Genomic DNA, 25760 nt, shown 5'->3' on the forward strand with positions numbered 1-25760 from the left:
CCCCCCCCCCCCCCCCCCCCCCCCCCCCCCCCCCCCCCCCCCCCCCCCCCCCCCCCCCCCCCCCCCCCCCCCCCCCCCCCCCCCCCCCCCCCGGGCCCGGGAGGGGCACCGCCGGGGAAGGGGGAAGGAGGCGGTGGGGACTACAGGGAGTGCACGTGCGGACCGACCGCGTTCGACCAGGCGTTGCCCGCCGAGGCGTCCCAGTTGGTCGACCAGGTCATCGCGCCGCGCAGGCCCGGGTAAGCCTTGGAGGGCTTGAACGAACCGCAGTTGGTGAGCTTGGTCAGGCAGTCGAGGGCGTTGTTCACGATGGTCGGGGAGACGTAGCCGCTGCCCGCGCCGCTGGTGGAGGCGGGGAGGCCGAGGCCGACCTGGGACGGGGCGAGACCGCCCTCCAGCTGGATGCAGGCGAGCGCGGTCAGGAAGTCGACCGAGCCCTGCGAGTAGACCTTGCCGTCGCAGCCGAGCATCGAACCGCTGTTGTAGTACTGCATGTTGACGACGGTGAGGATGTCCTTGATGTTCAGCGCGGTCTGGAAGTACGAGTTCGACGTGGACTGCATGTCGATCGTCTGCGGGGCCATGGTGATGACCAGGGACGAGCCGGCCTTCGCGGACAGGGACCGCAGCGCCTGGGACATGTAGGTCGCGTTGAGGCCGTTCTCCAGGTCGATGTCGACGCCGTCGAAGCCGTACGTCTGCATCAGGGAGTAGACGGAGTTGGCGAAGTTCGTGGCCGACGCCGAGTCGGTCACCGAGATGGTGCCGTTCTGGCCGCCGATGGAGATGATGACCTTCTTGCCGGCGGCCTGCTTGGCCTTGATGTCGGCCTTGAACTGGTCGACGGTGTAGCCGCCGAGCCCGGCCGAGTCGAGGGTGAAGCTCACCGCGCCCGGCGTGCTGGTGGCATCCGCGAAGGCGACGGCGATGATGTCGTACTGCGACTGCACGGCGGAGATCTTCTGCACGGTCGCGCCGTTGTTGAAGTTCTGCCAGTAGCCCGTCACGGCGTGCGCGGGCACGGAACCGCCGCCGCCCCCACCGCCGCCGGACGCGGTCGTCGTCCCGGTGACCGCCGACGACTTCGCCGACTCACCCGCCGAGTTGGTCGCCGAGACCTGGAACGAGTACGCCGTGGAGGCGGCGAGCCCCGAGACGGTCGCGGAGGTTCCGGTCACCGCCTGGACCTTGGAGCCGCCCTGGTACACGTTGTAGCCGGTCGCGCCCGACACCGTGTTCCAGGCCAGCGAGACGGACGAGGAGGTCGTGGAGGACACGGCGAGGCCCGCCGGGGTCGCCGGGACCGTCGGGGCCGGGTCGCCGCCCCCGCCGCCGTCGGGGCCGAACACCGAGAGGTCGTCCGCGAAGTAGGCGGGCTGCCCGTACCAGCCGTGCGTCCAGACCGTCACCGACGTCGTCGAGGCGCCGGTGGTGAAGGTGGTCGTCAGCTGCGTCCAGGTGGTGTTGGGCGTCCAGGTCGAGACGTCCGTCGTCTCCGTGCCGCTCGCGCCGAGGTAGGTGTAGGCGCCCTGGACCCAGGCGCTCAGTGTGTAGGTCGAGTTGGGCTTCACGGCGACGGACTGGGAGCACTGGGCGAAGTCCTGCCCCGCGGGCGTGGCCTTCAGCGCGGCCGAGCCGCTGTGCACCGGCGAGGAGACGGTCGTACCACTGCCCGCCGAACACGTCCAGTTGCTCAGGCCGGACTCGTAGCCGCCGTTCTTGGCGTTGTTGATGTCGGCGGCCTGGGCCTGGCCTGCCAGGCCCGTGAGCGAGAGAACGGACGCGGTGACGGCGGCGGCGAGGGCTCCCGCCCATCTCCGCCCGGGCATACGGATGACGCGGTCCACTGGGTCCTCCAGGGAGAGGTGGGGGAGGGGAACGGAACGGTGGCCACCGCCGGTGGATACAAGTTGGTCCAGACCAATCGGGTTGTCAAGTCCTGTGGAGTTCTCAACACCCTTGCGAGGGTGTTGAGTTGCCCGAACCGGCTTACTCTGTGTTGATCACGTCCGCACCTTCGGTGAGATGATCTCGGAGATTCGGTGTTGAGCGGGCCATGCCGTGGATATGGTGCTGATGCAAGAGGACGTCACAGTGACGATCTGCGGCCGTACGTGGTCGTCGGTGATGCTCCATGGCGATAAAGGGGCGATCTGAGGCGGTGGTTGACCACCCCGCCGCAGCGAACGGGGTGTGTGCAGCGTGCCGACCGCGATAGCCGTCACCAGTCCCGATCTGGTGCTCCCACCGCACGACCGGCAGACCCCGCCGGCGGTCGTCCAGCCGCTCGGCACCCTGGAGAACTCCCTCACCGGGATGCACGCGCTCATCGAACAGCACGGGTACGTCATCTCCCTCTACCCGTCCTCCGCCGAGAGCGCCGTCACCCAGCGGCTGCACACCGTCCGCTCCGTCCTGGAGAGCGACCGCATCGCACTGCTCGGCGTCGACCTGCCGCCGCTCGGAATCGCCCTGCTGGCCCAGCAGTTGCGCCAGCTCTCCGTCTGCGACTTCAGCCCCGGGGTGCTCGCCTCCGCCGCCCGGCTGCTCGCCCACTACATCTACGCCGGCGCCCTGCTCGGCTCGGTCGCCAAGCTCGACCGGATCCCGGTCTCCCTGAAGTCCCACGCCAAGTCATGGGTGCCGGGCGCCCAGTTCGCCGTACTCGCCAATCCGCGGCCCGAGCTGATCAGGGTCGGCCAGGACGAGCTGCCCGGACCGGAGTTCGGCACCCGGCTGCTCTCGGCCGCGGGCCAGCCGCCCTCCGGCTGGGTGACCTCGACCCTCGCGCCGGCCTGGCAGGTCCAGGGCGTGACGACCGTCCCGCTGCCCGAGGAGTCGGTCCGCTGGTGGGGGACGTCACGGCTCGTCGAATTCGCCGCCGGGCTGTACGACGTCTCCGTCCTCTACCAACTCGTCTCGTCCGTCCGGCGGGACGAGTGCCGCTGGTGCGGCCTCGAACTCATCGGTGACCGCTGCGGGTTCTGCGCCGCCCCGTTGCCACCGCCTTCCGCGCAGGAGCTTCCGGCCACTGTTGTCCGGGCAGCCTCTTCGGTACGCGCTCTGCCCCGAGGCGCCACATAGGCCCCCTCGGTCACATCTGAACAGCACGCCAGGCACGACCGCCCGACCCCGCCGTCCCCGTAGATCGAGGTTGTCCGGATCATGCTGCATCACCCCGGAGGTCCCCCGGATCCCCGGTAGGAACGACAGCTCGGTCCACTCCCCGGTACCGCCCCACGAGGTGAGATTCAGTGAACTCGCGCCAGCGCCGCGGCGTCATCCTGCTGGTCCTCTCGGTCCTGTGCGCCCTCGGCGCCTTCGCCGGAGTCCTGTCGGTGATCCGCGACGTGAACTCCAAGGTCGGCCCGGAGGTCACGGCGTACCGCCTGAAGAACGACATCGCGCCCTACAAGGAGCTGTCGGCCGACCAGTTCGAGAAGATCTCGATGCCCGAGCGGTGGCTGTCGGCCACCGCCGTCACCGACCTCTCCCGGATCCGCGGGAAGATCGCCGTCACCAAGCTGGAGAAGGGCTCCCTGCTACAGGCCGACATGATCGTGGCCAAGCCCCGACTGGCCGTCGGGCAGCAGGAGATCGCCATCATGATCGACGCGTCGACCGGTGTCGCGGGCAAGATCGACCCCGGGTCGCGGGTCAACATCTACGCCACCTTCAAGGCCCAGAACGACAAGGGCAGGGACCAGTCCAAGGTGATCGTCGAGAACGCCCGCGTCATCGACGTCGGCAAGCTCACCGCCCTGGAGCCCGACCAGTCCAGCTCCGACCGGCGCAACAGCGCCACCCAGGCCGTTCCCATCACCTTCGCGCTGGACACCGCCGACGCCCAACGCGTCGCGTACGCCGAGTCGTTCGCCGAACATGTCCGGCTCGCCCTGGTCGCCGGCGGCTCCGACACGATCGTGGCGCCCGGCGACCGTACGTACACCCTCGACCAGGACAAGTAGGAGGCCGCGCATGAGGTCCATGCCCACGGTGCGGAGCCTGGGGCCGCGTACGAGGCCCACGTGTACGGCGTCGGCCCGCCCGCGACCGGCGTGCGCGGGGCCGACGCCTACGGGGTCGACGCCCACACGACCGGCGTGCGCGAGGCTGACGTCTACCGGGCCGGATCCCCGTCCGGGAGCGTCGGCGCGGCAGGCGCCTGACCGGCGACGCCGGTGGTCCGTAGCGTCGCAGCCCCGTGGGGCGGGGGGCCGATGGTCCGGTGCGCGGCACGTGTGTGAGGGGCTTCGGCGATGACCATCCGTATCCTTCCCGCCGTCGGCGACATCGACTCGGCCCGCGCGCTCACCACCCTGCTGAGCCAGCTCGCCGACACCGAACCCGCCCCGCCCGTACCCGACTCGACGGCCCTCCTCGACACCCTCGCGCGCCTCGCCGCCGAGTCCCTCGACGAGCTCCCCGAAGTGGTCCTGGTCCATGAACGCATCGGCCCCGTACCGGCGTTGGACCTCATCCGCGACCTGGTGATGCGCTTCCCCGCGGTCGGCGTCGTCCTCATCACCGCCGACACCGGCAACAGCGTCCTCACCGCCGCCATGGACTCCGGCGCCCGCGGCATCATCGGCCTGCCCCTCGGCTACGACGCCCTCGCCGAACGCGTCCAGGCCGCCGCCGCCTGGTCCGCCGGCATGCGCCGCCACCTGCACAGCGGGGCGCCCGAGCTGTACGCGGGCCCCGGCGGCACCGTCATCACGGTGACCGGCGCGAAGGGCGGCGTCGGCGCGACCGTCACGGCGGTCCAACTCGCCCTCGCCGCACAGGCGTCCGGCCACAACGTGGCGCTGCTCGACCTGGACCTCCAGTCCGGGGACGTGGCCTCGTACCTCGACGTGCAGTTCCGCCGGTCGGTGGCCGACCTGGCGGCCATCACCGACATCAACCCGCGCGTCCTCCAGGACGCCGTCTACACCCACGACAGCGGCGTCGCCCTGCTGCTGGCCCCCGCCGAGGGCGAACGCGGCGAAGAGGTCACGGACCGCGTGGCCCGCCAGGTGCTCGGCGCGCTGCGCTCCCGTCACGACGTGGTGATCGTCGACTGCGGCTCCCAGATGAACTCGGCCACCGCGGCGGCCGTCGAGATGGCCGACCAGGCACTGCTCCTCGTCACCCCCGACGTCATCGCCGTACGCGCCGCCAAACGCATGGTCCGGATGTGGGACCGCCTCCAGATCCGCAAGGCTGAGGAGACCACGACGGTCGTGAACCGCTTCGCCCGCGGTACGGAGATCCAGCCGTCCCTCGTCGAACGCGTCACCGGCACCAAGGTCGCCCGCTCCGCGGTCCCCGCCGCCTTCAAGGAACTCCAGTCGGTCGTCGACGCCGGACGGCTCCAGGACCTGGACGCCCGCTCGACCGTCAAGCAGGCGCTGTGGGCACTCGCCGCCGAACTGGGACTCGTGGTCCCCCAGGAAGGCGGGGGCGGCGGCAGACGCCGCAAGGCGTCCGTGTCGGACCGGGGCGCGCTCTCGCTCCGCCGCCGGGGCGGCGACCGGGGAGCGGTCACCCTCGAATTCGCCGGGATGTTCCCGCTGTTGCTCGTCGTCATGACGATCCTGTGGCAGTGCGTGCTGTACGGCTACTCGTACTCGCTGGCCGGGAACGCGGCGGACGAGGCGGCACGGGCCGCCACCGCGGCGTACGCGGTGAACGGCGACGTCCCGGGCGCGTGCGCGGCGGCCGGGAGCAGGCATCTGCCGGGCTCCTGGAAGGACGCGGGCATCGACTGCGGCCCGGCGGGCCCGGTCATGAGGGCCACCGTCGACGTCGAGGTCCCGCTGTTCTTCCCCGGCTTCGACGCGGGCTTCCACGTACGGGGCACGGCGGGCGCGGCGCTGGAGGGGGACACCGGATGAAGACACACCTTTGGCGCGGACTCCGCGCCCCGCACGGCTTACGGGCATCGACCGGGCTCCGCCCCTCGCGCGGTATCCGTGCCGCGCGGCGGCACGGGCTCCGCCCCTCAGGCCGCTTCCGTGCCGCGCGCCGGCTCCGGGGCGACCGGGGTGTCTCCATCCTGGAGTTCGTGGGGTTCCTGCCCATCCTGCTGATGATCGGGATGGCGACCATCCAGCTCGGTCTCATCGGGTACGGCATCAACCAGGCCGGTTCCGGGGCGCGGGCCGCCGCGCGGGTCGCCTCGCAGGGTGGCGACGGCGGGGCGGCGGGACAGGCCGCGGTGAGCGGATGGCTCGACCCGAATGTGTTGTTGGAGGGAGGGCCCGGGGCCGACCTCACCACGGCCACGGTCACGGTCACGGTCCCCAACGTCATCCCCCTCTTCGACCGTTACCCCGTCACCCGCCACGCCACCATGCCCACCGACGACTGACCGGGAGGAGCCGCACCATGAGCCTGCGTTCCCGAATCGCCGCCCCCGACGAGGGGGGACCCGCCCGTGAGGACGGCCACCTCGTCGCCGTCTACCGGGCCAAACTCCTCGAAGAGATCGACCTCGCCGAGATGTCCAGCCTGGCGGCGGCCGAACGCCGGGTCCGTCTCGAACGCGTCCTCGGCCACATCATCAGCCGCGAGGGCCCGGTCCTCTCCACCGCCGAACGCTCCCAGCTGATCCGCCGGGTGGTCGACGAGGCCCTCGGGCTCGGCGTCCTCGAACCGCTCCTCGCCGACGCGTCCATCACCGAGATCATGGTCAACGGCCCGGACTCGATCTTCGTGGAGCGGGCCGGCCGCGTGGAACAGCTGCCGCTGCGCTTCGCGTCCAACGAGCAGCTCATGCAGACCATCGAACGCATCGTCTCGACGGTCAACCGCCGCGTCGACGAGTCCAACCCGATGGTCGACGCCCGCCTGCCCACCGGCGAGCGCGTCAACGTCATCATCCCGCCGCTCGCCCTGACCGGCCCCACCCTCACCATCCGCCGATTCCCCCGCGCCTACACGCTCTCGGAGCTGATCGGCCTCGGCTCCCTCGACGAGCAGACGCTCATGCTGCTCGCCGCCTTCGTCCGGGCCCGCTTCAACGTCATCGTCAGCGGCGGCACCGGCAGCGGCAAGACCACCCTGCTGAACGCGCTCTCCGGCCTGATCCCGTCCCACGAGCGCATCATCACCATCGAGGACTCCGCCGAACTCCAGCTCCAGCAGGAGCACGTCATCCGCCTCGAGTCCCGCCCCCCGAACGTGGAGGGCAAGGGCCAGATCACCATCCGCGACCTGGTCCGCAACTCGCTGCGTATGCGCCCCGACCGCATCATCGTCGGTGAGGTCCGCGGCGGCGAGACCCTCGACATGCTCCAGGCCATGTCGACCGGCCACGACGGCTCCCTCGCCACGGTCCACGCGAACTCCGCCGAGGACGCCCTCATGCGGCTCCAGACCCTCGGCTCGATGTCCGAGGTCCAGATCCCCTTCGAGGCGCTGAAGGACCAGATCAACTCCGCCGTCGAGGTCGTCGTCCAGCTCTCCCGGCACGCCGACGGCTCCCGCAAGGTCACGGAGGTCGCGCTGCTCGTCTCGCACGGCCGAGAGCAGTTCCGCGTCACCCCCGTCACCCGCTTCGTGCCCCGCCCGGTCGGCCCCGACCGTGTCGTCCGGGGCCACTTCGAGCATCTCCCGCTCCCGCGCTCGATCGCGGAGAAGCTGTACGTCGCCAACGAGCCGCTGCCGCCCGCCTTCGGCGTCGCCGAGGCCATCGACGTACGCAACACAAGGCAGGCCATCGGATGACGCCCCCCACCTCTGATTCCTCCAGGCCCGAGCCCTCCACCCCCGTGCCTCCCACCTCCGAGCCGTCCGCCCGGAAACCCTCCGCCCCCAAGCCCCCCACCTCCGAAGGGAGGCAGTCATGAACGACCCCGCCCTCCTCGCCCTCGGCGGGACGCTCCTCGGCGGCACGCTCGCCGTCGCGGGCGTGCACGCCTACGCCTCGGGCCGCGCCCAGCGCCGGGAGCTCGTCGACCGCCTCTCCGGCGGCGGTCCGCTGCGCACGGCGGGCGGCCGGGTCCGCCGCTTCGCGGGCGTCGACCGCCGGCTGCGCCGCACCCGCCTCGGCCGAACGATCCACCTGCGCCTGACGGCCACCGGACTCGACCTCACGGCGGGGGAGTTCTTCACCTACGTCGCCGTCGTGGTCGTCGCCCTGTGGCTGATCGCGGCCGCGACACTCGCCCCGTTCTTCGGTCCGATCGCCGCCGTCCTCGGCGTGTGGAGCGCGGCCGTCTTCCTCAACTGGCAGCGTCAGAAGCGTATCGAGGCGTTCATCAACCAACTCCCCGACGTGGCACGCCTGCTGGCGAACGCGACGGCGGCGGGCCTCGCCCTGCGCACCGCGCTCGCCATGGCGGCGGAAGAGCTGGAGGCTCCGGCGGGCGAGGAACTCGCGCATGTGGCGGACCAGTTGATGCTGGGGCGCACCATCGACGACGCCCTCGGTGAACTGTCCGAGCGGCTGCCCTCCCGTGAGCTGATCGTCCTCGTCACCACCCTCGTCCTCGCCAACAAGGCGGGCGGCTCCGTCGTCAGCTCCCTGCGCAACCTCACCCAGACCCTGGAGGACAGGAAAGAGACCCGCCGAGAGGTCCGCACGATGCTCTCCGAGGTCAACGCGACCGCCTTCACGGTCCCCTTCCTCGGCATCGGGTCGCTGGTCCTGATCAACTCCTCGAACGAGGGAGCCCTCGCCCGCGTCACCGGCTCCCCGCTCGGCCAGGGCCTCGTCCTGCTCGCCCTCGGCCTCTACACCGTGGGCTTCTTCGTCATCCGCCGGCTCGGCAAGATCGAAGTCTGAGGGAGGGATCACGTTGCTGCCGCTGCTGCTCGCCGTCCTGATGGGCGCGGCCGTCGCGGGCGTCCTCCTGGGCGTCCGGATGATCCGCGCCGACGTCAAACTCCCCAGCGACCTCCAGCTCGCCCTGGAAGTCGGCGGTACCCGCGTCTCGGTGGCGGACTCGGCCGTCGACCGCCTCGGCATGCGCTTCGCGCCGACCGTCCTGCGCCTGATGGGCCCCCGGCGCGTGGACGCCAAGCGCCGCCGCATCGACATGGCGGGCAACCCCGGCGGTCTGACGCTGAACCGCTACGCGGCCCGCCGCGCGGTGTACGGCGTCTTCGGCGTCGTCCTCGGCCTGGTCTTCCTCTCCAACGGCCAGCTTCTCTTCGCCGCGCTCACGCTGGCCTTCGGCCTGGTCGCCGCGGACGCCCTCATCTGGCAGGCCGTCCGGGAACGCAAGGAGGTCATCGACCGCACCCTGCCCGACTTCCTCGACGTCCTCGCGGTCGTCGTCTCCGCGGGCCTCGGCTTCCGTCAGGCCCTGGACCGCGTCGCGGAGAGGTACGAGGGGCCCTGGGCGGACGAACTGCGCATCACCCTGCGCCAGATGGACATGGGCGTCAGCCGCCGCCAGGCCTTCGACGAACTCCGCAGGCGCAACTCCTCCGAGCAGGTCGCCCAGTTCGTCTCGGCCCTCCAGCAGGGCGAGGAGCTCGGCTCACCGATCGCCGAGACCCTCATCCAGCTCGCCACGGACATGCGCCGCACCGACGCCCAGAACGCCCGCCGCCGCGCCGCCAAGACCATCCCCAAGGCCACCATGGTCACCCTCGTCTTCATGCTCCCGGCCACGATGATCCTCATCGCGACAGGCATGTTCCTGGGCTCGGGAACGAACTTCGGCTCGATCCTGGGGCGCTGATGAACGCCTTCCCGAGCAGTCGAGGTCACGCGGGCCGGGAGAGCCGACGGTGGTCCTGGTCCTCCCTGTCCGCGCGAAGCCGCGAGCGGGGCACCGGCTACCTCGCGGACGACGCCCCCGCCCCCGGCGGCATCCGCCTCCAGCTCAACGCCCTCCAGGCCCTGTGCCGTCAGGCCTTCGCGGTCCGCCTCGCGGCCATCGCGATCGGCGCCCCCTTCGCGATGTCGAACGCCACGGACGGCCTCCCGCGCTACGCGGTCCTCGCCGCGGCCGTCCTCGGCGTCATGGGCTCCTACGCCATGCTCCGGGACTGGGACCGCTTCGGCCCCCGTCTCCTCGCCCACCCGACCCTGATGGCCCTGGACCTCACCTTCGGCGCGGTCCTGCTCCTGACCGCGTCCCCGGCCTCCCCTCTCGCCTACGCCACGGTCTGCACCCCGCTCCTGTCGGGTCTGCTCTACGGCTGGCGCGGCGCGGGCGTCTTCACCGGATTCCAGCTCGTCGTCCTGTTCACGGTGTTCAGGGCCTGGGAGCACCGGCCGGGCGCGGGCGCCAACACCCTCCTCATCGCGGGCTTCTGCGTCGGCGCCGGCATCATCGGCGTCACCCTGCGCAATCTGATGTTCCGCTTCGGCACGGCGAGTCAGGCCCTGTCCGAGGCGACCAGCAGGCTCGCCGTCGCGGCGGCCGTGGACTCCGAACGGGCCCGCCTGGCACGCGAGATGCACGACTCGGTCGCCAAGACGCTGCACGGCCTCGCACTGGCGGCGGAGGCCCTGGCCGCCTCGGCGGACGCCGCGGACCCGCGGGCGCTCAAACGTCAGGCGACGGTCGTGGCCGACGCGGCGCGCCTCGCCGCCGCGGAGTCCCGCACCCTCCTGTCGGACCTGCGGCGCCACACCGACCTGACCGACCCGGACACCGACCTTCTTCCCGAACTCCGCTTCATGGCGGCCGACTTCGAGGCCCGCACCCGCCTCGCCGCCGTCGTACGGCACCGGGGCGCGGACCCGGTCCTTCCCAGCACCGCCGCTCACCACGTCCTCGCGGTCGTGTCCGAAGCCCTGGAGAACGCCCACCGCCACGCGGGCGCGAGCGCGGTGACGGTCGAACTCGACGTATCGGCACACGAGTTCTCGTTGCGTGTACGGGACGACGGGGCGGGACTGCCGACGCCCGCGACACCCGCCACCCTCGACGCCTGGACGAGATCCGGCCATTTCGGTCTGCTCGGGATGACCGAACGGGCCGCCTGTGTCGGCGGGCGCATCGCGCTGGACCGATCCCCGCGAGGGGGCACCGAGGTCCGGCTGACCCTCCCGCTCCCGTCGGCCGCCCTTCCCTCTCCCCCCACTCCCCAAGAGGAGGCCGCACATGTCTGACCAGGCACTTTCCGGGCCGCCCCTGCGTGTCCTCGTCGCCGACGACAACCCGGTCGTACGGGCCGGCCTGACCGCGCTGCTGGACGCGCACCCCGACATCGCCGTCGTCGCGGCGGCCCGGGACGGAGCGGAGGCACTGGCCTGCGCCACCCGTCTCATCCCGGACGTCGTCCTGCTCGACGTCCGCATGCCCGGCACGGACGGCCTCACCGCGCTGCCCGAACTGTGCCGGATCGCCCCGGTGATGATGCTGACATACAGCCGCGAACCCGAGGTCGTGGCGGAAGCCCTGCGCAGAGGCGCGTCCGGCTATCTCGTCCATGGCGAGTTCACGGCGGCCGAACTGATCGCCGCCGTACGGGATGTTCGCCACGGGCGCCCGACTGTCCCGGATTCACTCGGACTTTCGTACCAACCGACCTCTTCCTCTTCGCAGCTGCAATCAACTGTGGCACAGTCGTCGGAAGCCAGGCCCGTACCAACGGCGGGACTTCACCGTCACGCCGTCCATCAGCCCGACTTCGGCCTGAGTTCGAGGGAGGTGGAGGTGATGGACCTCATCGCGGCCGGCATGAACAACCGCCAGATCGCCGCCACCTGCTTCATCGCCGAGAAGACCGTCAAGAACCACATCAATCGCATCTTCGCGAAGCTGCACAGTTCTTCGCGCAGCGAAGCGATCGCCCACTGGCTGGGCACCGCCCACGAGGGGTGGGGCCGATGACCCCCCAGCCGAGAAGTTGGGCCCCTGGGCCCACCCGGAGTAGGCGCCAACTCACGTACGGTGCTCGGGTCGTTAGTGGCATCGGCCGGGAGGGCAGTCCTGATGAACAGGTTCACCATATGGACGCGAACGGTGATCTCCCGGACACGGGGCATCAACCGGGACGCGGGGGCGGGGTTCGTGGAGTACGCGGGGTTGATGATCCTCATTGCGGGGATCTTCACCATGATCCACGGCTTGGGGCTGGACGGCGTGATCTCGGGAGCCATCATGACTGCGGTCAGCAACGTCACCGGTGGCTGACCGACCCACGTTCGCGTGGTGACCGAGGGCAGACCCTCCCCATCTACATCTGGCTGACAGGGATTCTGCTCTTCGCCGCATTCGCTTTCTTCGCCTTCGCCCAAGCAGCGTCCGCCCGCAATGGAGCTCAATCCGCGGCGGACGCTGCGGCATTGGCAGCGGCACAGAATGCCCGGGATGAGCTGATGGACCGTCTGGCGGGCGCTGTCGGCAAGGACGACAACTGGCTGGGCTGGCTGAACGGCGATCAGAAGGCCGACGGGGCTGGAGCGGGCGCCGCAGCCCAGCAGCTCGCCGCCGCGAACAACTCCAGCCTTCAAGGTGTTCAGTTCGTCATGAGGAACGGCTATCCCGGGTACCAGGCCGACATCCTCACGAACTACACCGTCGGCCACTCCATCATCCCTGGCACCGAGGGCACACACGCGAAGGCCCATGCCATCGCCGTGATTCAGCCGCGCTGCGAATTCGATCCGGCCGCGGATCCGAAGAAGCCCGTCGAACTCGACTGTGGCGGGGAGACCTTGAACATCGACCCCGGAGACTTCAACCCGGACGACCTACCGGACGCGTCGGTGCTGTTCTCCGTGCACCTGGCCGAGTGAGAGGAAGCCGTACCGATGGACTTTCGGCACACCAGGAAGGGCCGTACGGCGCTGAGCGCGGTAGCGATCACGGCTGGGCTGCTTCTCACGGTGGTCGGTTGTGGCGGGGGAGGTGATGGGAAGTCCGACAAGGGGGCCTCGTCCCCGTCGGCTCCCGCCCAGAGCGGCAGCGGTGGCGACAAGGCGGAGTCTCAGACGCCCGAGGCCGACGCGGTGCTCGCCGAGGTCAAGGGCGAGAACGGGTTGGTGCTCACCGTCACCTCTGCCAAGCGTGATGGCGGCGGGTTCGTGACGGTCGAGGGAACGGTCACCAACAATACGGACACGCTCTGGGTCGCGGCCGACTGGCGCGGCGACGAGAAGGAGTTGGCGAGGAACGGCGGATCCATCGCCGGCGCCAGCCTGATCGACCAGAAGGGCAAGAAGAAGTACCTCATCCTTCGGGACACCTCAGGCCGTTGCCTGTGCACGCAGTTCACCGGTGGCGTCCGCCAGGGCGCAACCACCCAATGGTTCGCCCAGTTCCCCGCACCCCCCGCCGACACCACCGCCGTCGACTTCCAGGTCGGCTCCATGCCACCCGCCTCCATCGAGATCTCCGAGGGCTGAGCCATGGCCCTCCCGCCCCGCGGCGCCGCGACGACGTTCACGGCCCTCGCCGTGCTGATCACCCTCGGTCTCCCGGGCCCCGCGTACGCCGACGGCGGTGACCCCAGCGCCCCGCCCGGCAGCGTCACCACCCCTTCGCCCCCCGAGGTCGACGCCACCAGTCCGGGGCTCAAGCTCGCCGACGGTGCGACGCTGGCGCCCGCCAAGGTGCTGGACATCAAGTCGGTCGTGGAGGACCTCGGGGGTGAGGAGCGCCGGGAGGACACCAACTCGGATGTGACGTTCGCGCTCCAGGCGGAGGTCCTCTTCCCCAAGGACAGCTCGAAACTGAACCCGGACTCCCAGTCCCGTATCCAGGCGATCGCGGACGAGATCAAGGCCCAGCACGCGACGACCGTCCGCGTCTTCGGATTCACCGACAACCTCGGCTCGTACGCGCACGGTCTGGTCCTCTCCAAGAACCGTGCGGAACAGGTGCACGACCAGCTGGCCGCCGCGCTCGGTTCCGCGGAGTCGGACATCACCTTCGAGGTGCGTGGCTACAGCGAGGACTACCCGATCGCCGACAACACCTCGGAACAGGGCCGCCGCAAGAACCGCCGCGTGGAGGTGACCTTCCCCAGGGGCCCGGCCGACGGGAACAGCGCCTGACGCGCGTCACCTTCTCCGGTGCCCGGCCTCCTGCGCTACGCGATCGACCGCGCCGCCGACACCACCTCCGACACGGTGGTCCTCCAGCCCACCGCCGACGAGCCGGACCCCGAGGGCCTCGTCCGCTTCGCGGCCGAACAGGTGCGCCCGCTGGCCCCTCGGAGGCCGGGCCGGACGCCTCGGGTGGGGCGCTCCCGCGAGGCGCGCCACGCGGGCGGACAGGCTGATCGACGCGCGCCTGAGCAGATTGACCGAAAACATCCCGTTGAGGGTTGCTCGGCGTGAGATGTCCGTCCGGATGGCGGACGGGGCTCGGTCGGGAGCCGGGCGGTGCGCACCACATCCGCACGGGTTTTCCACATCGTTATCGAGCGTGTGTCGCCATGAATGTTCGGCTCACGTAAGTTCGGACCAAGGTAATTCGCGTGAGCAAATCTGCGCGTGTGGCACCGCGCGGAGGAGGGGGCTGCGCGGTGCCGCCCTGCCCGGTGACGTGCTGTCAGCCGTCCTGGACCATGATCCGCGTCCCGCGCCGCACTCCCCACAGTCGCATCGCCCCGGCCTCCGCCTCCAGGACGTGCCGGGCCCGCGGCCGGGGCAGCCCCAGCCGGCCCGGACGCATCGTGCGCACCGCCAGGACCCGCGACGACCGGTCCAGATAAGCGACGTCGATCGCGAACCGCATCCCCAGCGTGTGCACCGAGTTCGCCGGTGTCAGCAGCAGCGCGCCCTCGATCCCCGGGCGCCCGAGCAGTCCGCGCCGCCGGGCTCGCGGGCTCGCGGCGACCTCCAGGGGCACCGGCCCGGCCGTCCCCTCCGTCGTGTCCGTCGTGAACGTGGCCATGGGTGCGAAGTTAGCGGCCGGGTCAAGCGGGAGCGCGCCACGCGGATCACTCGCCCGGAGTACATGGGGACAAGTCGGCGCCACGCCCCACAAGCGGGCGCAGACCCATTGGATCTCTCCCGATCCTCCGCGATTCCCTTTGAATCCGCTGTGATTCGGCCATGATCACACCCGGAATCGATGGTTCCGCGCCCATCGTGGCGTCGCCGGGCGACTCCGGAGAGTAGTTGTGGCACGCGGATGCACGCAGCATCACTTACGAAGGGTTATGGTGGAAACCCCCCCTCGGGCCGGTCCGTCTCCCCCCCCACGGACCGGCCCGTTTTTTGTGCCCGCGACGGCCCGTCCGGCAGGCGCCCCCGTGCGCCCCCCGGACCGGCCGCCTCGCGCGGCGGGGAATTCGGTGACTCAGTGCCGTCCGGCCCAGATGTTCGTCCCCGGCGTCGACACCGCGAACGTGTCGATCTCCTTCAGCTCCTCGTCCGTGAGCTTCGGGGCCGTCAGTGCCGCCACGTTCTCCTCCAGCTGCCGCACGCTGGACGCGCCGATGAGGGCGGAGGTCATCCGTTCGTCGCGCAGCACCCAGGTGAGCGCGAGCTGGGCGAGGGACTGGCCGCGCCGGGCCGCGATGTCGTTCAGCCCGTTCAGCCGGCGTACGACGTCCTCGCTCAGCAGGTCCGGGTCCAGCGACTTGCCCTGGGTGGCGCGCGAGCCCTCCGGGATGCCCTTGAGGTACTTGCCGGTCAGCAGGCCCTGCGCGAGCGGCACGAAGGAGATGCAGCCCATGCCGGCCGCCTCCAGTGTGTCGAGCAGGCCTCCCCCAGACTCCGTCCGGGGGGACCCCCATCTCGCTTCGCTCCCCTCGGTCCAGCGGTTGATCATCGAGTACGAGGGCTGGTGGATGAGCGGGCGGACACCCATCCCGGTGAGGATCCGGGCCGCCTCCGCCGTCTGCTCGCTGGTGTACGAGGAGACACCGACGTACAGCGCCTTGCCCTGCTGGACGGCGGACGCGAGCGCGCCCATCGTCTCCTCCAGCGGGGTGTCCGGGTCGAAGCGGTGCGAGTAGAAGATGTCGACGTGGTCGACGCCCATCCGCCGCAGCGAGGCGTCCAGGGAGGACAATAGGTACTTGCGGGAGCCCCACTCGCCGTAGGGCCCCGGATGCATGAGGTAGCCCGCCTTGGTCGAGATGAGCAGCTCGTCCCGGTAGGGCGCGAAGTCCTCCTTCAGCAGCTTGCCGAAGTTGATCTCAGCCGAGCCGGGCGGCGGCCCGTAGTTGTTGGCGAGGTCGAAGTGGGTGACGCCGAGATCGAAGGCGCGGCGCAGGATCGCGCGCTGGGAGTCCAGCGAGCGGTCGTCGCCGAAGTTGTGCCACAGGCCGAGCGAGATCGCGGGCAGTTTGAGACCGCTGCGGCCCGTACGCCGGTATTCCATCGAGTCGTACCGCTCCGTCGCGGCCCGGTACAGAGAGGGGTCGTTCATGGGGACGAACCTATGTCAGGGTGCACGGGTCCCTCGGCAGCCCTCGCGTTCCACGGGGGTAGGCTTCGCCCCGGGGGATCGTCATATGGACAGGGACTGTGCTCGAGCGCGTCTGTCCGATCCGCACAAAGGGGCTGACAACACGTGACCTTGCGCGACAACCTGCGCCGCCTGCTGGTCAGGTTCTATGCACGCAGGGTGGAAGGCCACCTCGACCACGACCAGGTGCCCAAGCACATCGGCGTCATCATGGACGGCAACCGGCGCTGGGCGAAGGCGGCGGGCTCCACCACCGCCCAGGGCCATCGGGCCGGAGCCGACAAGATCGGGGAGTTCCTCGGCTGGTGCTCCGAGACCGATGTCGAGGTCGTCACCCTGTGGCTGCTGTCCACCGACAACTTCGACCGCCCGCAGGAGGAGCTCGGTCCGCTCCTCGGCATCATCGAGGGCGTCGTCCGCACCCTGGCGGCCGACGGCCGCTGGCGGGTGCACCACGTCGGCACGCGGGACATCCTGCCCTCCCCGATGCAGTCGGCCCTCAAGGAGGCCGAGGAGGCCACCGCGCACGTCGAGGGAATAGTCGTCAACGTCGCCATCGGCTACGGCGGCCGCCAGGAGATCGCCGACGCCGTGCGCTCGATGATCCTCGACGCCGCAGACAAGGGCACCTCGATGGAGGACCTCGCGGACCGCGTCGACGTCGACCTCATCGGCAAGCACCTCTACACCGGTGCCCAGCCCGATCCCGACCTGGTGATCCGCACCAGCGGTGAACAGCGGCTGTCGGGATTCATGCTCTGGCAGACCGCCCACTCCGAGTACTACTTCTGCGAAGTCTTCTGGCCCGCCTTCCGCAAGGTCGACTTCCTTCGCGCCCTGCGTGACTACGCGGCGCGACACCGCCGTTACGGAGGCTGAATTCCGGGGTGTCCCGCGTGGCCCGGGACACCCCGCGGGGACGTACGTCATCGGGAGTTAACGAACGCGCCGTCATATGCCGTGGCATGGCTTCGCTCGTTCGAGGGCATAAGCCTTGCAGGTCGACGCCCGAACCACGGGTGTCGTATCTCAGCGGACGGCTCGGGGCCGTCCGCCCGGGAGGCCCTTTGCACCAGCCCGACCGTGCGGTCAGTACGGACGAAGCGGAGGGCCGGTTTTCGGCCCGCGCATCGGTGCCGGTAACCGGTCCAGATCTCCTTCGTCGCTCCCCGACCTCATCCGAGGGGGTACGTCCTTCCGTGGTGACCAGCACAAAGCGCCGCACGCCTGACCGGCGCACCTATGTTCTCGACACCAGCGTCCTGCTGGCCGACCCGAATGCCCTGAGCCGCTTCGACGAGCATGAAGTAGTGCTCCCGATCGTCGTGGTCACGGAGCTGGAGGCCAAGCGGCACCATCCCGAACTCGGCTACTTCGCCCGGCAGGCCCTGCGTCTGCTCGACGAGTTCCGGGTCCGGCACGGCCGCCTCGACTCCCCGATCCCCGTCGGGGAACTCGGCGGGACGGTACGGGTCGAGCTCAACCACTCGGACCCCAGCGTCCTGCCCAGCGGGTATCGCCTGGGGGACAACGACTCCCGCATCCTCGCGGTCGCCCGCAATCTCCAGGCCGAGGGATTCGACGTCACCGTCGTCTCGAAGGACCTGCCGCTCAGGATCAAGGCGTCCTCCGTGGGTCTCCTCGCCGAGGAGTACCGCGCGGAGCTCGCCATCACGGGCTCCTCCGGCTGGACCGGAATGTCCGAACTGAACCTGGCCGGCGAGCAGGTGGACATCCTCTTCGAGGAGGGGCACGTCTACGTCCCCGAAGCGGCCGACCTGCCCGTGCACACGGGTCTGACGATCCAGTCGGAGCGCGGCAAGGCCCTCGGCCGTGTCACCGCCGACGGTAACGTCCGGCTCGTACGCGGCGATCGGGAGGCGTTCGGCATCAAGGGCCGCAGTGCCGAGCAGCGCATCGCGCTCGACCTGCTGCTCGACCCGGACATCGGGATCCTGTCGATGGGCGGCCGGGCCGGCACCGGCAAGTCCGCGCTCGCGCTCTGCGCGGGCCTGGAGGCCGTCCTCGAACGCCGCCAGCACCAGAAGGTGATGGTCTTCAGGCCGCTGTACGCGGTGGGCGGGCAGGAGCTCGGCTATCTGCCCGGCTCCGAGTCCGAGAAGATGAGCCCCTGGGCCCAGGCGGTGTTCGACACGCTCTCCGCGGTCACCAGCCGCGAGGTCATCGAGGAGGTCACCGCGCGGGGCATGCTGGAGGTCCTGCCGCTCACGCACATCCGCGGCCGCTCGCTCCACGACGCGTTCGTGATCGTGGACGAGGCCCAGTCCCTGGAACGGAACGTCCTGTTGACCGTTCTGTCCCGGATCGGCGCCAATTCGCGGGTCGTTCTGACCCACGATGTGGCGCAAAGGGACAATCTGCGTGTCGGACGGTACGACGGAGTGGTCGCCGTCGTGGAGAAGTTGAAGGGCCACCCGCTCTTCGCGCACGTCACGCTGAATCGTTCGGAGAGGTCCCAGATCGCGGCACTCGTGACCGAAATGCTGGAGGACGGGCAGATCTGATCCCGACTGTCCCCACCTGGCCAAAGGGTGGTGGATACACGCTGGTTGGCGCCGTCCGGCAAAGGCGAAGAGCCTAGCCGGGCGGCGTCTTGCCGCGCTGGCGTTTCCAGGAAACAGCTGAGGCAAACGGGGTGTGAGCTTTCACACGCGATGCGGAATTGCCGTGCGGCGTCGGGTTACGGCTAAAGTCTCACTCCTGTCAGGCCCCGCATACGACACAGCTGTATCCCCAGCGGTACGGCAACACCGGAACCTCAGAACTCCATAGAGCCGTCGTATGCCGCCCGCGCACCACGCGGCGCTCCCCGAGCGGGAGTTGCCCACCGGGCCCGTGTCTCCCCGTGACCCCGCAGTTGGGAGGCCAGCGCCGAGGGGCACGATTGCGTCCGCGAGGGTCACCTAAACGGGCGATGCTGGAAGGAAACCGTGTGAGCCGGATTTCGGTCCGGGGATTCGCAGTGGCTTCGGCCACGGCGGTCACCGCCGTCGGAAGCGTGGTCGGAGTTGCCTCGGGCAGCGTCGCCCAGCCCTCGAACGATGCAGAGGCGACGGCGAGCGACTCGACTCTCCTCGCAGACATACCTGCGGGCCAGCAGGCCCAGGTGCAGACCGCGTCACTGACGCAGCAGGCCGATGCCCAGGCCATCGCCGCGGACGCGAGCGCCAAGAAGGACGCGGAGGAATCCGCCCGCAAGCAGGCTGCCGACGACGCCGTCGCGAAGCAGCAGGCTGCGGCGAAGGCCGAGAAGGCCGAGAAGGACGCCGCGGCGCGCAAGAAGGTAGAGGAAGCGGCCAGCCGCTCCGCGACGCGTGACGCCTCCACCTTCTCCGTGCAGTCCTCGTACACCGTCGCCCAGATCCAGGCGATGGCGGCGCAGATGGTGCCGAGCGGTCAGTTCCAGTGTTTCAGCAACATCGTGAACCACGAGTCGAGCTGGAACTACCACGCTGTCAACGCCTCCTCGGGTGCCTACGGTCTCTTCCAGGCCCTGCCCGGCTCCAAGATGTCGTCCGTCGGTTCCGACTGGCAGACGAACCCGGCCACGCAGATCAAGTGGGGCCTCAACTACATGAACAGCCGGTACGGCAGTCCTTGTGACGCGTGGTCGTTCTGGCAGGCCAACAGCTGGTACTAGGCTCCGCGCCTTCCACCGGCCGCTCAACCTTGCGAAGCCCCTCCCCGTCCTAGGGGGAGGGGCTTCGGCCATGTACGGTCGGACCCGACGACTCCCGGGGGGACTGGTGGGGAGCAGCGGGGGAAAAGGACATCTCATGTCGCGTGTACCAGGATGGATCGGCAGACTCGGCGCCGGACTCACCGAGCTGGGTGAGCGGTTGGACGAACGCCGGGCCGAGGTCGAGCTGGAGTCGCAGGGCCCCCTCGACGGCGAGGGCGTCGTCCTCGACGCGCGCGCTCCCCTCGAAGCGCCCGGCACCGTCCCGGAGGCTCCCGGGTCCCCCAAGGACGCGGTGGCGGACGCCGAGCCGTCCGCGCTCCCGGTCCAGCGCCCGCCCGAGGAGACGGCCGCGACAGGCACGTACGTCCTGACGTCCCAGCGTCCCGACCCGGCCTTCGCCGTGCCGTGGGGAGTGCGCGTCGCCGCCGAGGCCGGCTGGCGGCTGCTCATCCTCGCGGGCACCGTCTGGGTGCTGATGCGCGTCATCAGCGCCGTACAGCTGGTGGTGCTGGCCTTCGTGGCCGCGCTGCTCATCACCGCGCTGCTCCAGCCGACGGTGGCCCGGCTGACGCGTTACGGGGTACCGCGCGGACTCGCCACCGCGCTCACCGCGATCCTCGGCTTCGTCATCATGGGGCTGATCGGCTGGTTCGTGGTCTGGCAGGTCCAGGAGAACATCGACAACCTCTCCAACCAGATCCAGGACGGCATCGACGAGCTGCGCAAGTGGCTCCTCAAGGGCCCGTTCCATGTGACGGACAAGCAGATCAACAAGATCGCGAAGAACCTCCGCGAGGCGATCGGCGCGAACACGGACCAGATCACGTCGGCGGGCCTGCAGGGTGTGACGGTGGTCGTCGAGGCCCTCACGGGCATCCTGCTCACGATGTTCTCGACCCTCTTCCTGCTCTACGACGGCAAGCGGATCTGGGAGTGGTCGCTCAAGCTCGTCCCGGCCGCAGCCCGGACCGGGGTCGCGGGCGCGGGCCCGCGCGCGTGGCGCACACTCACGGCGTACGTCCGCGGCACGGTGATAGTGGCCATGATCGACGCGATCTTCATCGGTCTCGGCATCTACTTCCTCAAGGTCCCCATGGCCGTGCCGCTCGCCGTCTTCATCTTCCTCGGCGCGTTCATCCCGCTGGTGGGCGCGGTGATCTCCGGGGCGCTGGCCGTGGTGGTCGCGCTGGTGACCCAGGGCGTCTTCACCGCCGTCATGACCCTCGTCGTGGTCCTCGCCGTCCAGCAGATCGAGGGCCACATCCTGCAGCCCTTCATCCTGGGCCGCGCGGTCCGCGTCCACCCCCTCGCGGTGGTCCTCTCCGTCGCCGCGGGCGGCATGGTCGCCGGCATCGGCGGAGCGGTCGTCGCGGTCCCGCTGGTCGCGGTGACCAACACCGTGGTCGTGTACCTGCGTTCGTACGCCCGTGAGGCGGACCTGCGCCATGCCCCGGAACCCCGGGGCGCCACCGCGCTGGACGCGTCCCCGGCCCACCGCCTGACTCCGTAACGGCCTTCCCTCCCCCGGGCGGCCCTTCGGGCGGCCCGGGGTTCACGGACGACACCGCGCCGACACGCGGGGCCCCGCTCACCACACAGGTGAACGGGGCCCTTGTCGTCGGAGCGGCCACGGACCGCGCGGCGCGGTCTACTCGGCGAGAACCGCCTCGGCGTCCAGGGTGGCGCCGACGGCCTGGAGGACGGCGGCGATCTTGAACGCCTCCTGGATCGTCTCCCGGTCGACGCCGGCCTTGCGGAGCACCTGCTCGTGCGAGTCGAGGCACTGCCCGCAGCCGTTGACGGCGGAGACGGCGAGCGACCAGAGCTCGAAGTCGACCTTGTCCACGCCCGGGTTGCCGATGACGTTCATCCGCAGACCGGCCCGCAGCGTCCCGTACTCCGGGTCGGAGAGCAGGTGCCGCGTCCGGTAGAAGACGTTGTTCATCGCCATGATCGCGGCGGCCGACTTGGCGGCCGTGTACGCCTCGGGCGACAGCTGGGCCTTCGCCTCCGGCTCCAGCTCACGCAGCACGCGCGGCGAACGCGAGGCGATGGCGCAGGCCAGCACCGTGCCCCAGAGCCGCTGCTGCGGGAGGTCGCTGTTGCCGATCACCGAACCGAGGTTCAGGCGCAGGTCCTTGGCGTAGTCCGGTACGGCGGACTTCAGTTCGTCGAGGGACATGGAAGGTCACTCACCGGCCAGCAGGGCGACCGCGTCGAGCGTGTTCTCGCCCTTGGTCCAGTTGCACGGGCAGAGCTCGTCCGTCTGGAGAGCGTCCAGGACCCGCAGGACCTCCTTGGGGTTACGGCCGACGGAGCCGGCGGTCACCATGGAGAACTGGATCTCGTTGTTCTGGTCGACGATGAAGACGGCGCGCTTGGCGAAGCCGTCCTCGCCCTCGATGCCGAGGTCACGCATGAGCTCGTGCTTCGAGTCGGCCATCATCGGGAAGGGCAGGTCACGCAGGTCGTCGTGGTCCTTGCGCCAGGCGTGGTGCACGAACTCGGAGTCGCCGGAGAAGCCGAGCACCTGCGCGTCACGGTCGGCGAACTCCTCGTTCAGCTTGCCGAAGGCCGCGATCTCGGTCGGGCACACGAAGGTGAAGTCCTTGGGCCACGCGAAGACGATCTTCCACTTGCCCTCGTAGGTCTTGTGGTCGATCTGCTCGAACTCCTGACCCTTCTCCAGCGATACGCAGGCGGTCAGGTCGAACTGGGGGAACTTGTCACCGACAGTGAGCACGCGCTCTCCTTGCAGCGAGGGATAGCCCTTTTTGGGGGCCTTTCCCTGGGGGGTGGACGAAGGTGATGTTGGCACAGCCCGCATTGATTCGGGAAATAGCTACACTCGGTCGCGTTGATCGGGTGCGACTATCAGTGACAGCCGGTGAACCGACTCGGAGTGAGAGGTACGGCCATGGCGAGCCCCATCGGCACCCCCGGCGCGACCGGCGGGACGGACATCCCGGGGCGGGGAGGCGCCGCCGGAGTGACGGGTTCGCCCCTCGGCAGGGCGGGGTCCGTCGGCCGGGCGGGCGGCAAGGGCGGCGGCCGCCGCAGTCCCAGCTTCGCGCAGCTGCGCGCCTTCACCGCCGTGGCCGAGCATCTGCACTTCCGCGACGCGGCCGCCGCGATCGGCATGAGCCAGCCCGCGTTGTCCGGCGCGGTCTCCGCCCTGGAGGAGATCCTCGGGGTGACCCTGCTGGAGCGTACGACCCGCAAGGTGCTCCTGTCGCCCGCCGGTGAGCGTCTCGCCGTACGCGCCAAGGCGGTGCTGGACGAGGTCGGCGCGCTGCTGGAGGAGGCGGAGGCCGTGCGCGCGCCGTTCACCGGAGCGCTGCGCCTCGGCGTCATCCCCACCGTCGCCCCCTACCTCCTGCCCACCGTCCTGCGGCTCGTCCACGACCGCTACCCCGACCTCGACCTCCAGGTCCACGAGGAGCAGACGGCCAGCCTGCTGGAGGGCCTCACGGCCGGACGGCTCGACCTGCTGCTGCTCGCCGTCCCCCTCGGCATGCCCGGTGTCGTCGAACTCCCGCTGTTCGACGAGGACTTCGTACTGGTGACCCCGCTCGACCACTGGCTCGGCGGCCGGGAGGGCATTTCGCGCGAGGCACTGCGCGAACTCCGACTGCTGCTGCTCGACGAGGGGCACTGCCTGCGCGACCAGGCCCTGGACATCTGCCGCGAGGCCGGACGCGCGGACGCCCCCGTCACCACCACCGCCGCCGGCCTGTCGACCCTCGTCCAGCTGGTCGCCGGCGGCCTCGGCGTGACCCTGCTGCCGCGCACCGCCGTCAAGGTGGAGACGACCCGCAGCAACCAGCTCCTCACCGGGTACTTCGCGGATCCGGCGCCCACCCGGCGGATCGCGCTCGCGATGCGGGCGGGCGCCGCGCGGGGCACCGAGTACCAGGAACTGGCGGAGGCCCTGCGCGAGGCGCTACGCCCTCTGCCCGTACGGGTGTTGGGCGCGGAGGCCTGAACTGCCGTACATAGTCGGTCAATCGAACGACCGATGAAGTCCTTCGGCAGGCGGGATATTTCAACTTCCGTCAGGTAGTGCGACTCTCGCCGGGATATCCGCCCCCGGCTGATACACATACCCCCTCAGGGTGACTCGTCAGGCGTCTGTGCGAAGTGCCGGAAGTTCCAAGGGGAGTGATGTCGGGCGTTCGGGATTCCCTTGGCAGGGTCGGATACGACCTGCTGTCGCGCGCGCTGAACGAATGCCAGGGCGTGCGGGCGACGGGAAAACTGCGGGTGTCCGGAAAGCCCGGGGGAGTCTTCCATCTCCGCGACGGCTGTGTCGTCGCCGTCGAGAGTCCGGGTGCCCCCGGTCCCGAGGCGCGGCTGCTGCGCTCCGGCCGTATCAGCGGTGAGCAGTGGGCCGAACTGCTCCGCGAGGCCGGCGGCACCCGCTGGCCGGAGGCGGGACTGATCGCGCACGGTTACGCGGGGGCCGCGCAGCTCCGGGTCGTCTGCATGATGGCGATGCAGGACGCGGCGTTCGCCGTCGTGGCCGGCGATGTGGAGGCGTGCGACCCGCTGGACGCCGCCTTCGAGCCGTACGCGCCGGTCGCCCTCGGTGAGGCGCCGGGGCGGTTGCTGCAGGACGCGGCGAGGAAGCTCGCGGCCGTCGCCGCCCTGCCGCAGCCCGTACGACCGGACCGGGAACGCCCCGTGCCCGCCGCGGTGCCGGACGGGATACGCGAGCAACTGCCTCCCCCGCAGAAGGAGTTACTGGCCCACGCCGACGGCCGCCGGACCGCCCGTGACATCGCCTTCGCGACCGGCCTCGGCGCCTACACCGTGACGGTGGGGATGGCCCGGATGCTCGGCGAGGGTCTGCTGGAACTGCCGGAGGAGCCCGAGTCCGCCGCCCCCGTCACCGTGCGGGACCTGCCGACCGGAGCGCTCCGGCAGCGGCCGTCCGGCGCCCCGCCCGCGATGGACCCCACGGTGTTCTCGGCCCTGTCCTCCGTGGTGGCGACCGGCCGGCCCCCGGCACCGGAGCCCCGCCCGGCCCCCGGCCCGGATCCCGGGGCGAGCGCTCCGTTTCTGCCCCGCAGAGAGCCCGGCGCGCATGCTCCGTCCCTGCCCCGCCGTGAACCCGGCGCGAGCGGAATCACCGAAACGCTCGCCCCCGAAAGGACCGGGGCGAGCTGGAAAGGATTCTTCCGACTTCGGCACCGGATCTGGACCCCGGACTCCGGTACGTGAAACCGCATGCCTGCAATCGATCGAATGCGCACAATCATCAGGGAGTTCATTACATGAATCACGATTCATTGGCCAGGGAAATGAGAGGGCTCCGGGAACAGGTGCCCGGAATCACCGATACGGCGGTGGCGGCGGCCGACGGAATGCTCATCGCGGCCGACACCGCCGACACCATCGACCCGGAGAGCCTCGCCGCGATCGCCGCCGCCGGCCTCGGCATCGCGCGCCGCGCGACCGCGGTGACCGGCCGGGGCGCGTTCCGGCAGACCGTGACCTACGGCAGCCAGGGTCTCGCGGCCTTCTACGCGGTCGGCGACACCGCTTTGATGATCGTCCTCGGCGACGAGGGCATCGACCTCGAACGGCTCCACGAACACACCCGGCCGGCCCTCGGCCGTATCGGATCGATCCTCACCGGGACCGACCCGGACCCCGACCCGCTCGCCGGGACCCCGACCGCATCCGACGCGCCCGTCGGCGCCGTGACCGAGACCGCGACCGAAGGGGTATGACGA

26 protein-coding genes and 1 pseudogene are annotated in these 25760 nt (G+C 70.3%); 22 read left to right on the top strand and 5 right to left on the bottom strand.

Going from position 1 to position 25760, the window contains the following annotated elements:
• Positions 1-140: 140 nt before the first annotated feature.
• Positions 141-1829, bottom strand: coding sequence for a chitinase (locus ACZ6KY_RS05315; RefSeq protein WP_469309385.1), 1689 nt, complete (start codon positions 1827-1829; stop codon positions 141-143).
• 373 nt (positions 1830-2202) lie between these two features.
• Between ACZ6KY_RS05315 and ACZ6KY_RS05320 the strand changes: the two genes are divergently transcribed.
• The 15 genes and pseudogenes from ACZ6KY_RS05320 to ACZ6KY_RS05390 form a co-directional block, all read left to right on the top strand.
• Positions 2203-3084 (top strand): hypothetical protein, encoded by an 882-nt coding sequence (locus ACZ6KY_RS05320; RefSeq protein ID WP_469308984.1) that lies wholly within the window; start codon positions 2203-2205, stop codon positions 3082-3084.
• Between the two features lie 170 nt (positions 3085-3254).
• The gene (gene cpaB / locus ACZ6KY_RS05325) at positions 3255-3968 is read left to right on the top strand and encodes a Flp pilus assembly protein CpaB (protein WP_469308985.1); all 714 of its coding nucleotides are present in this window, start codon (positions 3255-3257) and stop codon (positions 3966-3968) included.
• Between the two features lie 60 nt (positions 3969-4028).
• On the top strand, positions 4029-4169 hold the full coding sequence (locus tag ACZ6KY_RS05330) for a hypothetical protein (RefSeq protein ID WP_469308986.1): 141 nt from the start codon (positions 4029-4031) through the stop codon (positions 4167-4169).
• Positions 4170-4259: 90 nt separating this feature from the next.
• The gene (locus ACZ6KY_RS05335) at positions 4260-5879 is read left to right on the top strand and encodes an AAA family ATPase (RefSeq protein ID WP_469308987.1); all 1620 of its coding nucleotides are present in this window, start codon (positions 4260-4262) and stop codon (positions 5877-5879) included.
• Positions 5876-6355, top strand: a complete 480-nt coding sequence (locus tag ACZ6KY_RS05340; RefSeq protein ID WP_469308988.1) for a TadE family protein — start codon at positions 5876-5878, stop codon at positions 6353-6355. The genes ACZ6KY_RS05335 and ACZ6KY_RS05340 overlap by 4 nt, the downstream gene beginning before the upstream one ends.
• Before the next feature lie 17 nt (positions 6356-6372).
• Positions 6373-7713, top strand: coding sequence for a CpaF family protein (locus tag ACZ6KY_RS05345; protein WP_469308989.1), 1341 nt, complete (start codon positions 6373-6375; stop codon positions 7711-7713).
• A 118-nt stretch (positions 7714-7831) separates the two neighbouring features.
• Positions 7832-8773: a type II secretion system F family protein gene (locus ACZ6KY_RS05350; protein WP_469308990.1), complete on the top strand. Its 942-nt coding sequence runs from the start codon at positions 7832-7834 to the stop codon at positions 8771-8773.
• A 13-nt stretch (positions 8774-8786) separates the two neighbouring features.
• The gene (locus ACZ6KY_RS05355) at positions 8787-9677 is read left to right on the top strand and encodes a DUF5936 domain-containing protein (protein ID WP_469308991.1); all 891 of its coding nucleotides are present in this window, start codon (positions 8787-8789) and stop codon (positions 9675-9677) included.
• Positions 9677-11059 (top strand): sensor histidine kinase, encoded by a 1383-nt coding sequence (locus ACZ6KY_RS05360; RefSeq protein WP_469308992.1) that lies wholly within the window; start codon positions 9677-9679, stop codon positions 11057-11059. The genes ACZ6KY_RS05355 and ACZ6KY_RS05360 overlap by 1 nt, the downstream gene beginning before the upstream one ends.
• Positions 11052-11783 carry a response regulator gene (locus tag ACZ6KY_RS05365; RefSeq protein WP_469308993.1) on the top strand — a complete coding sequence of 244 codons (732 nt, stop codon included), beginning with the start codon at positions 11052-11054 and terminating at the stop codon, positions 11781-11783. The genes ACZ6KY_RS05360 and ACZ6KY_RS05365 overlap by 8 nt, the downstream gene beginning before the upstream one ends.
• Before the next feature lie 102 nt (positions 11784-11885).
• Positions 11886-12086 carry a hypothetical protein gene (locus tag ACZ6KY_RS05370; RefSeq protein WP_469308994.1) on the top strand — a complete coding sequence of 67 codons (201 nt, stop codon included), beginning with the start codon at positions 11886-11888 and terminating at the stop codon, positions 12084-12086.
• A 41-nt stretch (positions 12087-12127) separates the two neighbouring features.
• Positions 12128-12691: a pilus assembly protein TadG-related protein gene (locus ACZ6KY_RS05375; protein WP_469309386.1), complete on the top strand. Its 564-nt coding sequence runs from the start codon at positions 12128-12130 to the stop codon at positions 12689-12691.
• Between the two features lie 15 nt (positions 12692-12706).
• On the top strand, positions 12707-13300 hold the full coding sequence (locus tag ACZ6KY_RS05380; protein ID WP_469308995.1) for a hypothetical protein: 594 nt from the start codon (positions 12707-12709) through the stop codon (positions 13298-13300).
• 3 nt (positions 13301-13303) lie between these two features.
• Positions 13304-13951, top strand: a complete 648-nt coding sequence (locus ACZ6KY_RS05385) for an OmpA family protein (protein ID WP_469308996.1) — start codon at positions 13304-13306, stop codon at positions 13949-13951.
• 63 nt (positions 13952-14014) lie between these two features.
• Positions 14015-14110 (top strand): annotated as a pseudogene (locus tag ACZ6KY_RS05390) (LLM class flavin-dependent oxidoreductase); the annotation flags it as partial.
• A gap of 340 nt (positions 14111-14450) precedes the next feature.
• Here the strand turns inward: ACZ6KY_RS05390 and ACZ6KY_RS05395 are convergent.
• Positions 14451-14795, bottom strand: coding sequence for a DUF192 domain-containing protein (locus tag ACZ6KY_RS05395; RefSeq protein WP_469308997.1), 345 nt, complete (start codon positions 14793-14795; stop codon positions 14451-14453).
• Between the two features lie 408 nt (positions 14796-15203).
• Positions 15204-16280 (bottom strand): L-glyceraldehyde 3-phosphate reductase, encoded by a 1077-nt coding sequence (mgrA, locus tag ACZ6KY_RS05400; RefSeq protein ID WP_469308998.1) that lies wholly within the window; start codon positions 16278-16280, stop codon positions 15204-15206.
• Positions 16281-16424: 144 nt separating this feature from the next.
• Here mgrA and ACZ6KY_RS05405 point away from each other — a divergent pair, with 144 nt between their 5' ends.
• The 4 genes from ACZ6KY_RS05405 to ACZ6KY_RS05420 all read left to right on the top strand — a co-directional run bounded on the left by ACZ6KY_RS05405 (position 16425) and on the right by ACZ6KY_RS05420 (position 21532).
• A complete protein-coding gene (locus tag ACZ6KY_RS05405) occupies positions 16425-17198 on the top strand; it encodes an isoprenyl transferase (RefSeq protein ID WP_261702254.1) in 774 nt (257 codons plus the stop codon).
• A gap of 320 nt (positions 17199-17518) precedes the next feature.
• Complete coding sequence (locus ACZ6KY_RS05410) at positions 17519-18844, top strand: PhoH family protein (RefSeq protein ID WP_469308999.1); 1326 nt, start codon at positions 17519-17521, stop codon at positions 18842-18844.
• 410 nt (positions 18845-19254) lie between these two features.
• Complete coding sequence (locus ACZ6KY_RS05415) at positions 19255-19980, top strand: aggregation-promoting factor C-terminal-like domain-containing protein (protein ID WP_469309000.1); 726 nt, start codon at positions 19255-19257, stop codon at positions 19978-19980.
• A gap of 136 nt (positions 19981-20116) precedes the next feature.
• Positions 20117-21532: an AI-2E family transporter gene (locus tag ACZ6KY_RS05420; RefSeq protein WP_469309001.1), complete on the top strand. Its 1416-nt coding sequence runs from the start codon at positions 20117-20119 to the stop codon at positions 21530-21532.
• A gap of 138 nt (positions 21533-21670) precedes the next feature.
• On the opposite strand, the gene ACZ6KY_RS05425 is transcribed toward ACZ6KY_RS05420, so the two are convergent.
• Positions 21671-22204 carry an alkyl hydroperoxide reductase gene (locus ACZ6KY_RS05425; RefSeq protein ID WP_469309002.1) on the bottom strand — a complete coding sequence of 178 codons (534 nt, stop codon included), beginning with the start codon at positions 22202-22204 and terminating at the stop codon, positions 21671-21673.
• Between the two features lie 6 nt (positions 22205-22210).
• Positions 22211-22765 carry a peroxiredoxin gene (locus tag ACZ6KY_RS05430; protein ID WP_469309003.1) on the bottom strand — a complete coding sequence of 185 codons (555 nt, stop codon included), beginning with the start codon at positions 22763-22765 and terminating at the stop codon, positions 22211-22213.
• A gap of 333 nt (positions 22766-23098) precedes the next feature.
• Here ACZ6KY_RS05430 and ACZ6KY_RS05435 point away from each other — a divergent pair, with 333 nt between their 5' ends.
• The 3 genes from ACZ6KY_RS05435 (at position 23099) to ACZ6KY_RS05445 (ending at position 25757) form a co-directional block, all read left to right on the top strand.
• On the top strand, positions 23099-24007 hold the full coding sequence (locus tag ACZ6KY_RS05435) for a LysR substrate-binding domain-containing protein (protein ID WP_469309387.1): 909 nt from the start codon (positions 23099-23101) through the stop codon (positions 24005-24007).
• A gap of 179 nt (positions 24008-24186) precedes the next feature.
• Complete coding sequence (locus ACZ6KY_RS05440; protein ID WP_469309004.1) at positions 24187-25245, top strand: MarR family transcriptional regulator; 1059 nt, start codon at positions 24187-24189, stop codon at positions 25243-25245.
• 53 nt (positions 25246-25298) lie between these two features.
• The gene (locus ACZ6KY_RS05445; protein ID WP_469309005.1) at positions 25299-25757 is read left to right on the top strand and encodes a roadblock/LC7 domain-containing protein; all 459 of its coding nucleotides are present in this window, start codon (positions 25299-25301) and stop codon (positions 25755-25757) included.
• Positions 25758-25760: the final 3 nt, after the last annotated feature.

The organism is Streptomyces sp. NPDC042002 (assembly GCF_055588305.1).

Excerpts from the sequence above, each read along its gene's own strand:
- ACZ6KY_RS05380 (WP_469308995.1), top strand. The coding sequence starts at position 12,707 with ATGGACTTTCGGCACACCAGGAAGGGCCGTACGGCGCTGAGCGCGGTA.
- ACZ6KY_RS05440 (WP_469309004.1), top strand. The coding sequence starts at position 24,187 with ATGTCGGGCGTTCGGGATTCCCTTGGCAGGGTCGGATACGACCTGCTG.
- ACZ6KY_RS05335 (WP_469308987.1), top strand. The coding sequence starts at position 4,260 with ATGACCATCCGTATCCTTCCCGCCGTCGGCGACATCGACTCGGCCCGC.
- ACZ6KY_RS05420 (WP_469309001.1), top strand. The coding sequence starts at position 20,117 with ATGTCGCGTGTACCAGGATGGATCGGCAGACTCGGCGCCGGACTCACC.
- ACZ6KY_RS05445 (WP_469309005.1), top strand. The coding sequence starts at position 25,299 with ATGAATCACGATTCATTGGCCAGGGAAATGAGAGGGCTCCGGGAACAG.
- ACZ6KY_RS05385 (WP_469308996.1), top strand. The coding sequence starts at position 13,304 with ATGGCCCTCCCGCCCCGCGGCGCCGCGACGACGTTCACGGCCCTCGCC.
- ACZ6KY_RS05345 (WP_469308989.1), top strand. The coding sequence starts at position 6,373 with ATGAGCCTGCGTTCCCGAATCGCCGCCCCCGACGAGGGGGGACCCGCC.
- ACZ6KY_RS05425 (WP_469309002.1), bottom strand. The coding sequence starts at position 22,204 with ATGTCCCTCGACGAACTGAAGTCCGCCGTACCGGACTACGCCAAGGAC.
- ACZ6KY_RS05360 (WP_469308992.1), top strand. The coding sequence starts at position 9,677 with ATGAACGCCTTCCCGAGCAGTCGAGGTCACGCGGGCCGGGAGAGCCGA.
- ACZ6KY_RS05370 (WP_469308994.1), top strand. The coding sequence starts at position 11,886 with ATGAACAGGTTCACCATATGGACGCGAACGGTGATCTCCCGGACACGG.
- ACZ6KY_RS05350 (WP_469308990.1), top strand. The coding sequence starts at position 7,832 with ATGAACGACCCCGCCCTCCTCGCCCTCGGCGGGACGCTCCTCGGCGGC.
- ACZ6KY_RS05365 (WP_469308993.1), top strand. The coding sequence starts at position 11,052 with ATGTCTGACCAGGCACTTTCCGGGCCGCCCCTGCGTGTCCTCGTCGCC.
- ACZ6KY_RS05395 (WP_469308997.1), bottom strand. The coding sequence starts at position 14,795 with ATGGCCACGTTCACGACGGACACGACGGAGGGGACGGCCGGGCCGGTG.
- ACZ6KY_RS05415 (WP_469309000.1), top strand. The coding sequence starts at position 19,255 with ATGCTGGAAGGAAACCGTGTGAGCCGGATTTCGGTCCGGGGATTCGCA.
- ACZ6KY_RS05315 (WP_469309385.1), bottom strand. The coding sequence starts at position 1,829 with ATGCCCGGGCGGAGATGGGCGGGAGCCCTCGCCGCCGCCGTCACCGCG.
- mgrA (WP_469308998.1), bottom strand. The coding sequence starts at position 16,280 with ATGAACGACCCCTCTCTGTACCGGGCCGCGACGGAGCGGTACGACTCG.
- ACZ6KY_RS05340 (WP_469308988.1), top strand. The coding sequence starts at position 5,876 with ATGAAGACACACCTTTGGCGCGGACTCCGCGCCCCGCACGGCTTACGG.